A 15,425-nucleotide genomic window follows, 5' to 3' on the forward strand; every position below is an offset into this window, starting at 1 on the left:
CAAATAAAAACGGGAGCTTTCAAACAAGCGCCCGTTTTTTTGATTAGAGTTTAATCTAAAAGTAGAGTGTTATATTGTTCGTTAATCTCCTGGCCTTACTTTCCCGATTCCTCCCTTGCTGATGTTTTTGGTGCGTGGGTTGCCGTAGTAAGTGACATTCCCGATTCCGTCTGTATTGATGTCCACCGATTCTGTAGCGTGGCACGAAACATTTCCCACACCATCCGATTCGATTCGCACACGAGCGGCTTTCAGGTTTTCAAGCTTTACATTTCCCACGCCTTTTGATACGACAGATACCGAAGTGGCCGATCCCTTTATTTCTATATTCCCTACCCCTTCAGAAGTAATGTCGATATTGCCGGAGGTAAAATGTTGAGCAGCGATGTTTCCCACGCCCGTGGAGACAATCTTGAATTGAGGCGTATCCAGGGTCCCTTTCAATTCAATGTTTCCCACGCCGTTTGATTCAATAAAATTGAGGGAGGGTGAGCTTATCCTGATAACCAGTTTTCCGGATCGCCGGTTGCCGAATAGCCTTTTTAGGTTTTTCTTCATCGATAGGTTGAGTTGGCTGTTTTGTACGGTTACCACCAAGTTGTTAACCATCTCTTCGTTGCCTTCGGCGCTTACACTGTAATGGGAAGACGGAGTGTATTCTATGTTGCCGACCGTGTTTGATACCATGGCGGAAAATGCCGTCACATCGTAATTTCTGTTCGTGATACGGTTGCTTTGAGCACATGCGTTGTTCGCAAAGAGCACAAAGGAGAAAATCAATAGATTTGTAAATACGAGATGTTTCATAATGGGAGTCATTAATGTTTACATATAAGACGTTCGGTTTGCAGTTTCGGTTACAAAAAATCATTTTTTTAACAATTCCAGTATCTTTAGGCGAAAAGCATATTCGTATTTTGCCTGCGCCTGATCGGATAATGTTTGTGTGAGGTTGCTTTTCGCTTGAAAAAGTTCGTAGGAGTTAGCGCGTCCGTTATCAAATTTCTCTTGTGCGAAACGGAACGCTTCCTGTCCCGATATTTCTGATTTTTGCGTTGCTTTCCATTTGCTTTGAGCACCTAAGGCGTTGTGGTACGCCTGCTCAATGCGTTTGCGGAGATCGATTTTCACTTTATCTATCTCCAACCGGTTGTTTTCTGCGGCAAGTTCTGCCGTGCGGATACTGTTTTTTGTCTGGAATTTATTGAAGATAGGGATTCGCAGGCTGAACCCGAGCGAATTGCTCATGTTGTTCCGGATTTGAGTGTGAAACGGATCGTTCGAGCGTCCGCTCATGTTGTAGTATCCGGTTCCGAAGTTAGCGCCGAAAGAGAGGGAGGGGTAGAGTTGCGACTTAGCCATCAATACTTCTTTTTCGCTACTTTGAAGCCGGTATTCAGCTGCTTTGATTTCGGGACGGGTAAGCAACGCAGTTTGAAAAATATCGGAGGTTGAGAGTAGTACTCCTTCACTGAGAATTGACTCCACCGATGGTGCCGAGACATTAAAATCTGAAAAATCCTCCAGCTCCATAATCTGGGCCAGATCAAGCAACGCCAGCTTGAGGTTGCTTTCTGCCTGGACCCTGTTCTGTTCTTCTCGGGCACGCTGGGCTTCCAGTTCATAAATCTCGCCATGAGCCATCTTGCCACTCTTGATCAGTTCCTTCCGGCGATTCATATTGGAGTCCGTCAATTGAATTTGTTCGCTGGCAATCTGCAACAGCTCCTTTTGCAGCAGCACCTGTAGAAAAGCGGTCGCCACGCTCATTTCTATTTCGTCTTTAAACTTCTCCAGATCGGCTTCGGCAGCACTTAAATCGGCGCGTTTAGCATCGATATTGTGTTTCATCCGCAATCCGTCAAACAACGTAATGTCCGCGCCCACTCCAAACGAGCTCTGAGATGAGTTGGTGTTTTGATAGGTATTGTCAAGTCCTATAGATCGGCCAAAAACAAAGTTTTGTCCTGCGGATGCGTTTACACTGGGTAACAGATCGTTTCTTGCTTGTGAGTATGCGATTTGGCGCTGTGCCTTGCTCAGCTCTTGCTGCTTGATGTTTCTGTTGTTTTGCAAGGCAATATTGATGCACTCTTCAAGCGTATATTGCTGCGCTTGGGCCATCGTTGACAAACAACAAAAAATAGCGATAATGGTAAATGTCCTCATACTTCTTATTTCTTCGTTTCAATGATCTCATTGCCACGTACCTTATCATTCATTTTCAACCCTTCAAGGATTTCAATATTGATCCCATCAGAAAGGCCCGCTTTTACGTACTTGCGGTCAAATTCCTGTGGCTTCTCGCTTTTTACGGTATACACAAACGCCGAATCATTGCTGAACTCAACACAGCTCTCGGAAATGGAAAGCACACTGTCGCGACGGTCGAGGATGATATCGGCGTTGGCGCTGTATCCGGCACGGATAAAGACATCCGCCGGCATCTCCATGGCGGCTTTCATCTCAAAAAGGATAGCTCCGCTCTCTTCCACGCCTTTGGGAGAAACATATTCCAGTTTTGCCGGAATTTTCTTGTCCTGAATGGCTCCGATGGTGATTTCCATAGGCATATTCACAGACAGTTTTCCCACCTCGGTTTCGTCAATCTTTCCTACGAAAAGCATATCGCTCAGGTTGGCAACGGATGCGATGGTAGTGCCGTCGTTGAAGTTGTTGGACTGTATAACCGAGTTTCCTACCTTCACAGGAACATCAAGGATTGTTCCGCTCACGGTGGCACGAACGAGGGTATTGCTGTACTTGGCCGAGCTTTTGGTAATTCCCGTACGTACCAGGCTTAGGTTGTCGGTGGCTGCCCGAAGCTCTTCCTGATCGTTTCTGTACTGAAGTTGTACCTTCTCGAATTCTTCTTTCGAAATTACTTGATTTTCGTACAGTTTCCGGTCACGCTCGTAGTTGCTGCGGCTTTGATCGGCGGACAGTTGAGCTCTTTCAACGCGCGATTCAGCACCGCTCAGGTTGACCATGTCAGGAATCACCTGTATTTTGGCGATAACATCGCCGGCAACCACTTTCTCGCCCGCCTCTTTGTAAATCTCCGAGATAATACCAGACATTTGCGGTTTAATGAGAATCTCATTTCGCGGCTGTACCTTTCCGGTTGCTACCGTTCGTTTCTCGATATTGTTTCTCGTAACGGTTTCAATCCGGTACGTTTTTATTTTTGGGCGCGATTTTTGATATAAAAATACAAACGTCCAGATTACCAATAGTCCCAGGAGAACTAAACCGGCGATTTTGAGTACTTTTTTCATTTGAGTTATCGTTTGATATTTAAAGTTTGATGTTTAATTTAACACATTTATTCTTCCCGGATTGCCTCAATAGGTTTGATCATTATCGCGCGCTGGGCAGGGATAAATCCTGCAAAAGTGCCGATGACCAGCAATATCGTTAGCGAGCCTACTGCCATGCCGAATCCGATCTGAGGATCTTTGAAAAACTGATCGCCCTGACTTAGTGCAACCCCAATTGCGGACAACAGTCCGACCCCCAGCACGATTCCTCCGATCCCGGCCAGGACGGTAAGCACTATACTTTCCGTCAGCACTTGCCCGATAATGTTTGACGGCGTTGCACCCAATGCCCGACGAATGCCGATCTCTTTTGTCCGTTCCCGAACGGTGACGAGCATGATGTTGCTTACACCGATAGCGCCGGCAAGCAATGTTCCCAGTCCCACAATCCAGATGAGCGCGTTGATACCGATAAACAGGTTATTGAACATCGTAAACTGATCTTCAATATTCACCGAACCGATGGCATCCTTGTCATCGGGACTGATTTGGTGGACACTCCTGAGCGTTTCTTTAATTTTATTTTCCACCACTTTTACTTTTACTCCCGGCCGGGAGGTCGCCCCGAGAAAATGGATGATGTTGCCCTGATTAAATGCCTTTTGCATGGTGCTGAAAGGCAGGATGACCGATTCGTCGGTTGAGCCGCCGATGCTGGCGTTCGACATTTTTTGTGCCACGCCGATCACCTGAAAATAGATGCCGTTCACCTTTACCAGCTTTCCAATGGCGTCTTCTCCGGTTTGAAACAACACTTCGTAAATGCGTTCACCGATAATGCAGACCTTGCGGTTTTCGGCAATGTCTATATCGTTGATAAATCTTCCGCTGATTATTTTACTTTTTTCAATCAGGTCGTATTCGGGGTAGCACCCTTTTACCTGGTACGATCCGCCTTTTTCCCCACGAACCACATTCTTATCGTTAGAACCGCCGAAGAGCATGGGCGAGAGGTGTTGTAATTCAGGTACTTTGCTGCGGATGATCTCCACATCGCTGTTCAGCATGTCCCATCGGCGTCCCTTGCGGAACCCCTTGTACGCTTCCGATGTGTTTTGTGTCCAGAAAAAGCAGGAGTTGCCTGCAAACCCTTCCACCTGGGAGGAGATGCCTTTACTCAACGCATTTCCCGCTCCAACCATCAATACCAGCATAAACATCCCCCAGAATACCCCGAATGCCGTGAGGAAACTGCGCGATTTGTTGTGGGTAATGGTTACCCATATCTCGTACCAGCGGTCGAGGTCGAATAAAGCCCCGCCCAATCGCCTCCAAAGGGAAGTTTTGGTTACACGAATACCGTTGTCTTTTTGGAATTTGTTGTTCATTTTTTTCTTTGACGAGTTTCAGCAATCATTCCTGGCGCATGGCTTCAATCGGCTTTATTCTGACCGCTTTTCGGGCAGGCAGGTATCCGGCAATGATGCCCGCGATAATAAGGACAACGGTGGCGAAAATGGCATATCCCATATCTACGGTCGGATTTTTAAAAACCGACATCTGCACTTCGTCGGTAACGGGTTGTCCGTTGGCGGACTGTTCCATTACGAAGTTTATCAGCTCGGTTAACCCGACCCCCAGGATCATCCCGATATATCCGAAAATAGCCGTAATGATCAGCGATTCCAGAATGATGGTTTTCAGTATAGACAACGGTGATGCGCCGATAGCTTTCCGGATTCCGATCTCCCTTGTCCGCTCTTTGACGGAGACCAGCATGATATTGCTTACTCCGACAATGCCTGCAATCAGGGTGAGGATCCCGATGATGCTGACAAACAAGGTGATTCCTCCAAAAATCTTTTGCGTTTCAATATATTCGGCCTGTGAGTTGTTTACCCACAGAGCCTGCCTGTCCTCCGGATTGAAATTAAGGCTTCTTCCCAGCAAGCTACGTAGGGATTTATCGAAACGGTCATTTTCTTCTTTCGTTTCCAGTCCGTCCACGGTGAACGTAATCTGATTGAACTTCTTGTCCGGATTAAAAATAGCCTGTGCCGTTGAGAACGGAATGTAGGCGGTTGGCGTTCCCCAACGTTCTTTTTTGGTGTTTATGCCAACAACTTTAAACATCAGTTCCCCTACCTTCACGTAGTTTCCCAACGCCTTTTCTCCTTTGAAGAGCGTTTCGGCAATTTTATTGTCCAGGATAATTATTTTGTTGGTCTCTTTTACATCCAGGCCGTTGATAAAACGCCCATCGCCGGGTTTAATCACCAGCCTTTCTATTTCCCGGTAATCGGGCATTACGCCGCGTACGTTGTATGAGCCATATTCCGGACCGAAGGAGATGGTTTGTGTCCTGTCTACACGTGCAGCAATAAGACGGCTTTCGTTTACATCGGTTCTGATAAGGTCTACTTCTTTGTTCGCAAACTGCAGGTTTCGACCCGATTTAAGCCCGTTGTGTGCCATGGAGGTTGTCCCTGACCAGAGTGTTATGCGGTTTACAGCCCTGTCGCTGAAGTTTTCCATGACCCCGTTTTTCAATCCGTTCCCTGCACCCAACAAAACAATGAGGATGAAGATTCCCCAAGAAACCGAGAGTCCGGTGAGCGCCGTGCGCAGTTTATTTTTACGCAGGGTTTGAAGTATTTCCTGAAGATGGTCGTTCATGTGTGTTACGAGTTATACGTTACGGGTGTAAAGACAGTGCGTGCACCGTCTTTACGAAGTTCCGATTCTATTTCCCCGTCTTTTAGCCGGATAATACGATTGGTGGCATCGGCGACCGACTGTTCGTGAGTTACAATGACGGTAGTGATGCCCTGTCTGTTTAAATCGGAAAGGACATCCATCACTTCTACGGTGGTTTGGCTATCGAGAGCGCCAGTAGGTTCGTCGGCAAGGATCACTTTTGGATTCGATATCATAGCGCGTGCAATGGCAACCCGTTGTTTCTGCCCACCCGATAATTCGCCGGGCAAGTGGTGTGCCCAGTTTTTTAACCCCATCCTATCGAGGTGTTCCATTGCGATAGTGTTTCGCTTTTTCCGGCTGACATTTTTGTAGTAGAGAGGGAGAGCCACGTTTTCCAACGCGTTTTTGAAGTTGATCAGGTTGAACGATTGAAACACGAATCCTATCAGCTCGTTGCGGTATTTGGCTGCTTGTGTCTCGGTCAGGTTTCTGATCAGGGTACCGTTAAGGCGATATTCGCCCGAATCGTAACTGTCCAGAATTCCCATTAAATTTAATAATGTGGATTTCCCGGAACCGGAGGCTCCCATAATTGAGACGTATTCACCGGACTCAATTTCCAGATCGATATCTTTAAGGGCATGCAGAGAAATGGCTTCGGTGTGGTACGATTTGTTTATTTTTTTGAGTTTAATCATGAAGAGAATCTAATTAAATTGAAGTATTCTAATTGAATTCGGATACAACTATTCTATCAATGGAACAAAATTAATGCTTTGAATAATACTATGCAATACATAATACTAGTAAAGTTATAAAAATTATGAATAATTAACTATCTTAACGTATAACTCATGCCTCCCGTCAGCCAGAATCCCGGTTGCGGAATATTCCCAAAATCCACATGCGTGGTGTTGAAAATGTTATTGGCATTAACAAAAATGTTTATGTTGCGTAAAGCGTAATTGGCTTTGACATCCACTAATCCGAACGGTTGGAAGGCTGTTGGCTGCTCTTCTTTTATCTCGGTGATGTACTTTAAATAATTTCCGGCGCGGTCCTGCCAACGCAGGTTCCAAGATAGCGAGAGATTTTTAACAATCCGGTGTTGCACGCCAACGGTAAATTTGTGCCGCAAATAGTTAAACACATACGCCGAAACGGGGTTGTTCTGGCGGGCCTCGTCGCTTTTTTGCGACATATATTGATAGCCTATTTGTATGGACTGCAGAGGTTGTTGTTCGCCCAGCCATTGATGCATATTTACAGTGGCATCCCAACCTGCTCCGTAAGTGCCGAGGGAGGCAAGGTTTTGAGCATGGTAAAATCCATCCAGGGGGTTTAATATCCAGTCGATAAGATTATCCCCTTTGGTGTAAAAAACATTCAGGTTAGCGGTTAAAACACTGTTTTTGTATCGCCATCCAATTTCTACGGATTGTGAGTATTCGGGTGTTAATCCAGCAAAACCACGGTGTTTTCCTGCCTTGTAGTATAAGTCAGTAAAGGTAGGCATGCGTGTGGATTTGCTCCAAGACGCGTAAAGGCTCACGGCATCGTTTGTACGATAAGATACGTTTATTGCGGGATAAAAACCATTGGCTTTAAGTGTGTCGGCAAGGGCGGTGTTGTAGTTATAAAGCCCTCCTACGGAGAGTGTGAGTTTATCGAAAACAAAGTTGTGTTCGACAAAAAAGCTGATGTTCGAGCGGTTATCCCATTTGTCGTAATTACCGGATTTTTGACGCATCAAACGACCCAGGTTGCTGCTCAAGATGCCTTCGTTGCGGAATTCGCCTCCGAAACTCGTTATACCCAGATCCGAAGCATATTGCATGTTCAAGTTAAGGCCATAAACATCGCTGCGGTGGTAGTTTGGTGTTGTGTACCACGATGGTATGTCGGTTGTCCCGGGCCTGAACAAATGATACACATCGTAATGCCTGCTCCAATACAACTGCGGAATAAATTTAAGTTTTCCACCCGTTTCGCCTTTTACCGATGCGAATACTCCACGTGTGTCGTCGTATTGTTGAGGGTATGCGGCCGTGTAAAACGTGTTGGCACCGTATTTTTTATCGTTCACTCCCGCCTGGACGTCGATTGTGGAGTTGTCGAAGTTGTACCGGCTTTGCCACAGTAGGTTGACGATGTCGTAGTCGCTGTTTTTGATATATCCGCCGGAGTGTTTGTAGCCTGCCGACAAACGGTGTACGGAATTGGCCGTCTTGTATGCCCCCCGTGCTTCCGCGCCGAAAAGCCCGTGCATTCCACCTTCCGTTTTGAAGAAAGCGTTTGAGTGGGTGTCTTTCTTTGTAATGATGTTTACTCCACCTGAAAATGCGCCGGCGCCGAAAATCAACGATGATGGGCCTTGAACAATTTCTATACGCTCAATATCGGAAAGGTTGATGGGAATGTCGAAACTGTAATGTCCGGTCTGGGGATTGGTAAGGTTAACACCGTTAAGTAAAATGGCGGCCTGGTCGAATGAGCCACCCCGGAGGGATATGTCCGCCTGTACGCCGTGCGGTCCGCGTTGCAGGATATCTACGCCTGCTACGTAATTGAGAAGGTCTTCGGTGCTTCTGACGGGCGCCCGCTCAATCTCCTTGCTCGTGATTACGGTTACCAGTTTGGCTGCCATATTCAGTGGCAGTGGGGCTTTTGAAGCGGTAACCACCACTTCATCCAGTTCTTTTACGGGAATGGTGTCCGGTTTTGCCTGAATACCTGTCTTTTCCGTAGGATTTACCGATGCGGCGTGGGCACTTAATAATGCACAACCCGAAAGTACACCGATGGTGACGGATTTGTGAATACTGTTGAAAACGCTGTACGATCTTCGGGCAAATCGTTTAAAACGAAACGTTTTCCGGTCTGAAAATTGTTTTTGTCTGTTCATTTTATAAAAATTTAGAAATGAAGCGACAAAGATAGTGCATTTTATTCGTCCGTGCCTTTTTGCATAGGGACAAAAATGAAATCGCCGTGTTCGGATTCCCTGAATTTATCGTTGCTTATGCGTTTTATAACCGTCATTCTTTGTCCTTGCCGGCCGCCTATGGGTGCCACCATCCAGCCACCTATTTTGAGCTGATTCAACAGCTTTTCAGGGTTTTTTTCAGGAGCTGCCGTAACCAATATTTTGTCAAAAGGTGCATGTTGAGGTAGCCCCTCGAAACCATCACCGAAGAATAAACGGGGATAATAACCCAGCTTATTGAGTGTTTCTTTCGCTTGAAGGTGTAACTCCTGATAACGCTCTATGCTGTAAACATCAGCACCCATTTCACACAGTACGGCTGCCTGATATCCGCTTCCTGTACCAATCTCCAGTACCTTTTCGCCTGGTTTCAGCTGTAGCAGTTCCGTCTGAAAGGCTACCGTGTAAGGTTGGGAAATGGTCTGTCCTTTTTCGATAGGCAGTGGACGGTCTAGATAGGCATATTCCGCTAAACGTTCATCAATGAAAAGGTGTCTGGGAACATTACCGATGGCAGCTAAAACCCGCTTATCGGAAATGCCTTTTCTTTTAAGTCCTTCGGCAAGTTTTCTTGCTTCATTGTTGGGGTGTTGAGATGTGTCCATTACACGATTTTCGGTTTTTTCACTTTGTTTTTTTTGAGGTTGCCCACAAGCGACTGATCCTGCACAGCAAAAGCCAATTAAAATAAAGGACAGGTTTTTTTTTATCCTTGTTTTCATGTATTTTCCTCCTTTTCTTCTGAGATCAAAGATAGTGATTTTCTGTATTTTATACTAAATTTTGCCGGTATTATGCTTCAATTGAAATAAAAATTGTAAATTCGCTCTGTTAATTTATCCGGCAAAGGATGGAAAAGTAATTTCTTTGTTCCTTTTGTAGATATTTCAACATTATGTTTTATGGCTCAGCAAAGCGGTATGCAACACATTATAGAACAGGTCAGGGAAAAACATGTGCCCGATGATGCCGTTGGTGAAAAATGTTGGGGAGTGATCTACAATTCGGTAGAAAAAATGCACTCCGGCAGTTCCCATGGCAGTGAGACTGTATCGGAAGTTTTGCTGGGGATGCCAGTCAGGCTCTTGGATAAAAAGGGCGGTTGGCGACGCGTGCAGGCACCGGACGGATACGTCGGATGGGTTTCTGATGCTGTAAGAACAATGACTGAGTCAGAGCTACATGAATACAACAAAAAAGAAAAGGTGGTAGTAATTGCGTTGTATGCATTTTCCTACGAAAAAGCGGATGTTAAATCGCAAACGGTATCCGATTTAGTGATCGGGGATATGTTAGTCCTGAAAGGGATGAAAGGCCACTTCTATCGGGTAGGGTATCCCGATGGGCGTGAAGCCTATATACGGCAGTCCGATGCCAAGGAGTTGAAGAAGTGGCTGCAGGAAATGGAACTTACCCCGAAAAGCATAGTGAGGGTCGCTAGGCAATTTATGGGAATTCCTTACGTTTGGGGCGGCACTTCATTCAAGGGTTTGGATTGCAGTGGGTTGACCAAACTGGTCTATTTCCTACACGGGGTTATTCTTCAGCGGGATGCTTCGCAGCAGGTGTTGACCGGAAGACCGGTGGATGATAACGGCAATTTTTCAAACCTGGAACCGGGTGATTTGCTCTTTTTCGGGACGAAGGCGACGGCGGAAAATCCGAAAGAAAGGGTTGTCCACGTAGCCATTTATATCGGGAACCGACGGTTTATACATGCGTCGGATTATGTTCAGATAGGCAGTTTTGATCCTGCCGATCCGCTTTACGATGAATATAATGCCGGTCGTTATCTGTGTGCCCGAAGAATTATCGGTGAAGTAAACACGGACGGTATCGAAGGAGTTCCGGACAATGCTTTTTACAAACCATGAATCCAGGCAGGCAGAATTTTATCCAGACAGCGACAATGACAACGAAAAAAACAGTTCTTCCTAAATGAATTTATTCTGGGCTCCTTACGACCTTGAACTGCGGCACACGTTTACCATATCGGGTTTCTCCCGTAAAACAACGCCGGTTGTACTCACTAAACTTGAATACGACGGGCTTACGGGTTACGGTGAGGCGTCGCTACCTCCGTACTTGGGTGAGACGCAGGCTTCGGTTATTGAATTCCTGAAGAAAGTCGATCTGTCTGCCTTCCCCGATCCCTTATGTCTGGATGAGATTCTAGAATATGTGGATGGTATTTCGGTTAACAATACGGCGGCCAAAGCTTCCGTGGACATAGCGTTGCATGATTTAGCCGGGAAAATTGCCGGCGTGACGTGGTATAAGAGGTATGGACTGGACAGAATGGATGTTCCCGATACTACTTTTACCATCGGTATTGATACCGATGATGTGGTGCGTGAAAAAACACGCGAAGCAATGGGACGCTTTAACATCCTGAAGGTAAAAGTGGGCGGCCCGGACGACAAGCGTATGATTGAAGCCATCCGTTCCGTTACCGGCCTGCCGCTGGCGGTAGACGCTAACCAGGGTTGGAAAGACCGTCAAGCGGCACTCGACATGATTCACTGGATGAAGGACCAAGGGGTTGTAATGATAGAGCAGCCAATGCCTAAGTCGGATCTGGACAATATTTCCCGATTGACGGAAGAGAGTCCGCTGCCTGTTTTTGCCGACGAGTCACTCCAGCGGTTAACCGATGTTGAGCGGTTGAAGGGCGTGTTCTCGGGTATTAACATCAAGTTGATGAAATGCACTGGCATGCGCGAGGCCTGGAAGATGCGTAGAGTTGCCGAGGCATTGGGAATGAAAGTGATGATGGGATGTATGACTGAAACGTCATGTGCTATTTCTGCTGCATCTCAACTTTGTTCAGGAATGGATTTTGCCGATTTGGACGGAGCCCTGCTGATTGCTAACGATTGTTTTGACGGAGCCCGTTTGCAGAACGGCAAAATTATCGCGAACGATCTGTCGGGAATTGGTGTAGTGCCCAATCAGAAAATAAATTTTACCCGTTAAGAGGCTGTTTTAACCTGGATTTTCATTACTTTTGCGCCCGGTTTTTAAGTAACGGTTATGAATTATCTTCTCACTATCGGGCTTCTGGTCTGCTCCAATATCTTTATGATTTTTGCGTGGTACGGGCACCTCAGACTTGCTGAAAATTCGTGGTTAAGCAAACTCCCGCTTTTTGGTGTAATTGTTTTCAGCTGGCTAATCGCTTTTTTCGAATACTGCTTTCAGGTTCCGGCAAACCGGATCGGGTTTGAAGGAAACGGCGGAGCGTTTTCGCTCGTCCAGCTGAAGGTTATTCAGGAGGTTATCACATTGGTGGTTTTTGTTGTCTTCTCTTCCGTTGCTTTTCAAACCCCATTGAAGATGAATCACCTGATAGGGTTTATATTTCTGGTACTGGCAGTCTATTTTATTTTTAAAGGGTAAAGAGGACTTTGGCTCTTATTTAACGTGAGTTCGATATAATTTTAAAAGAGCATCATTTGTTTATCATCCACAAAAAAGTCGACTTTGATAGACGGCTTCTTGGGTAAAAAGCTATAAGCCAGTAAATCTGCTATCAGATTAGTGATAAAGTTGGTCCTAAGTTCAACTTAGGTCCTTGACGTAAAACACGTAAAAATGTTTTAGATTACGCATTCCGCTTAAATGGAAAGCGATCAGGATCGTCATCACTTCGCTGTCGGAAAGTCTGTTCGATTTATTTCTGCGTTTTTTGTCAGTGGACTCTCCCAAGACATATTTTTTGAGAATTCATCACTTAAATAAAAATTTTCCGTAATTTCGCTTTTACTTAGCATAGTGGTTTTTATTGATTATTTATTTGTATTTCAATACTATAAATATAATCAGTTTTTAGCTATTATGCTATTTTTGTCCATATTTCTTATATCGAACTCACGTTAAATTACTACTATTTTTTTATTATTAGGCATGTCGCCCCGATAGTTCAAAAAAACTATATGTTAATTTTTTCCGGTAATATCGTAGTTACATAAAATCACCGTTTTGTGTAACTAAAAATACTCGTATTTTTTCTTTTTTTGGTAGTTTTGTATTTTAATGAGTTTATGAAACTTCAAACAATATGGCAATAATAGGATACGCCCGTGTTAGCACCAAAGAACAAAATTTAGACTTACAGTTGGATGCGTTGAAAAAAGCTGAATGCACTGAAATTTTCTCTGAAAAATATCCGCCACTAAAGAACACCCCGAACTGGAGAATGCCTTGGCTGATCCTTAAGAAATCTTGTCAACATTGTAGACACCCTTTATAAAAGAGGGGTTGAATTCAGAAGCATTCAGGACGGGATTGATACCAGAACTCCATTAGGCAGGTATCAGTTTGCCCTTTTTGCTGCATTGGCCGAATATGAGCGTGAGATGATCGTAGAGAGAACCCGAGCCGGACTGACGGCAGCCAAAGAACGCGGACGCGTTGGCGGCCGGAAGAAAGGACTTAGCCCTGAAGTTAAAAAAGTAGCTAAAGCAGCCGCTACGTTATACAAAAAAAATGAAAACACTGTAAAAGAGATTTGCGATATTCTAAATATCAGTAAACCTACTTTATATCGATATTTGAAAAGTGAAAATGTTGAATCAAATAAAAGGTGATCTTTATTTTGAATATAATTCTAAACATGCTGTGCTAAACTTTAGTTTGAAGACATACAAATACCTACAATAGATTGTGGAGAACTTGTGAAATATGACATAATAGAACTATGGTTGCATATAGTACTTTTAAAAGTTTCACAAAATAGATAAATAATATGTTGTTAAACATATAATTTGATTTTCATTATTGTAGATATTAGCATTATTTTTATAAATTAATTCATCTTCTTGTTAGTCAACCTTGAAATTCATTTTGTATGGAAAGTAATATTTTCATATCTTTTCTGAAGTTGTTAAAGGTAAAACACACGACTTCGTTTTCTAACCAATTTTTCAATGAGCATCCTCATAAATACAATTTATTTGGTTTATCATCCATGCTTTCTGATTATGGAATAGAAAATGTCGGTCTTAAAATTTCGAATATTAACGATTTGTGTTTAATTGAAACTCCTTTCATTGCTCATGTCAAAGACGATTTTGTTATTATTGAAAAGATATTTGATAATGAAGTAAAATTCATTCAAAGGAATAAAAATTTTAAAATCTCAAAAGATGAATTTAGCAAGATATGGACAGGGAATATACTTGTTGCGGAACGCAATTTGAATTCAATAGAACCTGAATACAATAAGCACTTCAAAATACAATTTATTAAATATCTTCAGAAAACTTCTGTACTGTTTATTACTTGTTTTTTGCTTCTTATTTCTTTTATTCATTATAGAAGCTATTTTGATGTCGGACTTGTTTTACTGCTGTTAATAAATTCAATAGGTGTATATATAGGTTATTTATTGATCCTTAAGCAATTAAATATTCAAAGTAATTATGGCGATAGGATTTGCTCATTATTTAAACACAGTGATTGCAATAACATCATTGAATCCGATGCAGCCAAGCTTTTCGGAGTTTTTAGCTGGAGCGAGATAGGATTTGGTTATTTTATAGCCAATATATTGTTTATTTGTTTTCTGCCTTCCTGTATTCCTTACTTGGCATTAATCAATATCCTTTGTTTGCCATATACCTTTTGGAGTCTTTGGTATCAGAAATTCAAAGCTAAACAGTGGTGTCCTTTATGCCTTATAGTGATTACATTATTGTGGGTACTTTTTGCAATTGATCTTATCTCCGGATTTCTTTTTCCTTCACATATAACATTTTTGGATCTGGTAATCACGGGTTTAGTTTATGCGATTTCTATACTAAGTACTAATTTGGTTTTATCAATTCTGATGAAAAGTTTACAAGTAAAGCGTATAAATTATGAGATAAACCATATCAAGGCCGATGAAGACGTTTTCAGACTACTATTAAGAAAGCAACCGCGTTACGAGGTAACAAAAAACACATCGAATATATTATTAGGTAACCCAAATTCTGATTTCTTGATAACCATATTTACAAACCCGCATTGTAATCCTTGTGCAAGAATGCATAAAAAAGTGAATAATTTAATAACTAAAAATAAGAATATTTGTGTTCAATACATTTTTTCATCTTTTGATAAGGAATTAGACATATCTAATAAATTTCTTATTGGGGTGTATCAGCAGCAAAATGGGAAAGTTAAAACTATTTATGATGAATGGTTTGATAAAGGGAAGTATGATAGAGAATCCTTTTTTCAAAAATATCCTACAAAAATAGATGAAATAAATGTTTGCAATGAATTTACTAGACATGAACAATGGAAGGAAAAGTCGGGTCTAAGGGCAACCCCTACTATTTTAATAAATAGTTATAAGTTACCTGGAAATTTTAATATTGAAGATGTACAGTTTTACATTAGTGTCCACTAAAAATTCGCAAAAGCTCTTTGAAATTATTGAATATTAGATGGTTGTAGCGTCTTTTGGGGTGCGACGATTTCAATTTATCTTT

At 43.1% G+C, this 15,425-nt stretch carries 14 protein-coding genes and 1 pseudogene; 7 read left to right on the forward strand and 8 right to left on the reverse strand.

Going from position 1 to position 15,425, the window contains the following annotated elements:
* Positions 1 to 81: 81 nt before the first annotated feature.
* The 8 genes from AACM02_RS04625 to AACM02_RS04660 form a co-directional block, all read right to left on the reverse strand.
* Positions 82 to 807: a head GIN domain-containing protein gene (locus AACM02_RS04625; protein WP_214063620.1), complete on the reverse strand. Its 726-nt coding sequence runs from the start codon at positions 805 to 807 to the stop codon at positions 82 to 84.
* A 60-nt stretch (positions 808 to 867) separates the two neighbouring features.
* A complete protein-coding gene (locus tag AACM02_RS04630; RefSeq protein WP_214063619.1) occupies positions 868 to 2,169 on the reverse strand; it encodes a TolC family protein in 1,302 nt (433 codons plus the stop codon).
* Positions 2,170 to 2,174: 5 nt separating this feature from the next.
* Positions 2,175 to 3,278 carry an efflux RND transporter periplasmic adaptor subunit gene (locus tag AACM02_RS04635; protein ID WP_332456588.1) on the reverse strand — a complete coding sequence of 368 codons (1,104 nt, stop codon included), beginning with the start codon at positions 3,276 to 3,278 and terminating at the stop codon, positions 2,175 to 2,177.
* Positions 3,279 to 3,325: 47 nt separating this feature from the next.
* Positions 3,326 to 4,648: an ABC transporter permease gene (locus tag AACM02_RS04640; RefSeq protein WP_339116199.1), complete on the reverse strand. Its 1,323-nt coding sequence runs from the start codon at positions 4,646 to 4,648 to the stop codon at positions 3,326 to 3,328.
* A gap of 25 nt (positions 4,649 to 4,673) precedes the next feature.
* Positions 4,674 to 5,936 carry an ABC transporter permease gene (locus AACM02_RS04645; protein ID WP_339116200.1) on the reverse strand — a complete coding sequence of 421 codons (1,263 nt, stop codon included), beginning with the start codon at positions 5,934 to 5,936 and terminating at the stop codon, positions 4,674 to 4,676.
* A 5-nt stretch (positions 5,937 to 5,941) separates the two neighbouring features.
* Positions 5,942 to 6,658 (reverse strand): ABC transporter ATP-binding protein, encoded by a 717-nt coding sequence (locus tag AACM02_RS04650; protein ID WP_339116201.1) that lies wholly within the window; start codon positions 6,656 to 6,658, stop codon positions 5,942 to 5,944.
* 137 nt (positions 6,659 to 6,795) lie between these two features.
* A complete protein-coding gene (locus tag AACM02_RS04655) occupies positions 6,796 to 8,865 on the reverse strand; it encodes a TonB-dependent receptor domain-containing protein (protein WP_339116202.1) in 2,070 nt (689 codons plus the stop codon).
* Positions 8,866 to 8,906: 41 nt separating this feature from the next.
* Positions 8,907 to 9,551, reverse strand: coding sequence for a protein-L-isoaspartate(D-aspartate) O-methyltransferase (locus AACM02_RS04660; protein WP_339116203.1), 645 nt, complete (start codon positions 9,549 to 9,551; stop codon positions 8,907 to 8,909).
* Between the two features lie 297 nt (positions 9,552 to 9,848).
* Between AACM02_RS04660 and AACM02_RS04665 the strand changes: the two genes are divergently transcribed.
* The 7 genes and pseudogenes from AACM02_RS04665 to AACM02_RS04695 all read left to right on the forward strand — a co-directional run bounded on the left by AACM02_RS04665 (position 9,849) and on the right by AACM02_RS04695 (position 15,343).
* On the forward strand, positions 9,849 to 10,820 hold the full coding sequence (locus AACM02_RS04665; RefSeq protein ID WP_339116204.1) for a C40 family peptidase: 972 nt from the start codon (positions 9,849 to 9,851) through the stop codon (positions 10,818 to 10,820).
* Positions 10,821 to 10,884: 64 nt separating this feature from the next.
* Positions 10,885 to 11,922 carry a dipeptide epimerase gene (locus tag AACM02_RS04670; protein WP_339116205.1) on the forward strand — a complete coding sequence of 346 codons (1,038 nt, stop codon included), beginning with the start codon at positions 10,885 to 10,887 and terminating at the stop codon, positions 11,920 to 11,922.
* Between the two features lie 57 nt (positions 11,923 to 11,979).
* Positions 11,980 to 12,345 carry a DMT family protein gene (locus tag AACM02_RS04675; protein WP_332456581.1) on the forward strand — a complete coding sequence of 122 codons (366 nt, stop codon included), beginning with the start codon at positions 11,980 to 11,982 and terminating at the stop codon, positions 12,343 to 12,345.
* A gap of 661 nt (positions 12,346 to 13,006) precedes the next feature.
* Complete coding sequence (locus AACM02_RS04680; RefSeq protein WP_339116206.1) at positions 13,007 to 13,198, forward strand: recombinase family protein; 192 nt, start codon at positions 13,007 to 13,009, stop codon at positions 13,196 to 13,198.
* Positions 13,179 to 13,298 (forward strand): annotated as a pseudogene (locus AACM02_RS04685) (recombinase family protein); the annotation flags it as partial. The gene AACM02_RS04680 and the pseudogene AACM02_RS04685, both read left to right, overlap by 20 nt.
* A gap of 6 nt (positions 13,299 to 13,304) precedes the next feature.
* Positions 13,305 to 13,535, forward strand: a complete 231-nt coding sequence (locus tag AACM02_RS04690) for a helix-turn-helix domain-containing protein (protein WP_339116207.1) — start codon at positions 13,305 to 13,307, stop codon at positions 13,533 to 13,535.
* 260 nt (positions 13,536 to 13,795) lie between these two features.
* Positions 13,796 to 15,343 carry a vitamin K epoxide reductase family protein gene (locus AACM02_RS04695; protein ID WP_339116208.1) on the forward strand — a complete coding sequence of 516 codons (1,548 nt, stop codon included), beginning with the start codon at positions 13,796 to 13,798 and terminating at the stop codon, positions 15,341 to 15,343.
* Positions 15,344 to 15,425: the final 82 nt, after the last annotated feature.

The sequence above is a fragment of the Petrimonas sp. genome (assembly GCF_963921705.1).
Taxonomy (GTDB): domain Bacteria; phylum Bacteroidota; class Bacteroidia; order Bacteroidales; family Dysgonomonadaceae; genus Petrimonas; species Petrimonas sulfuriphila.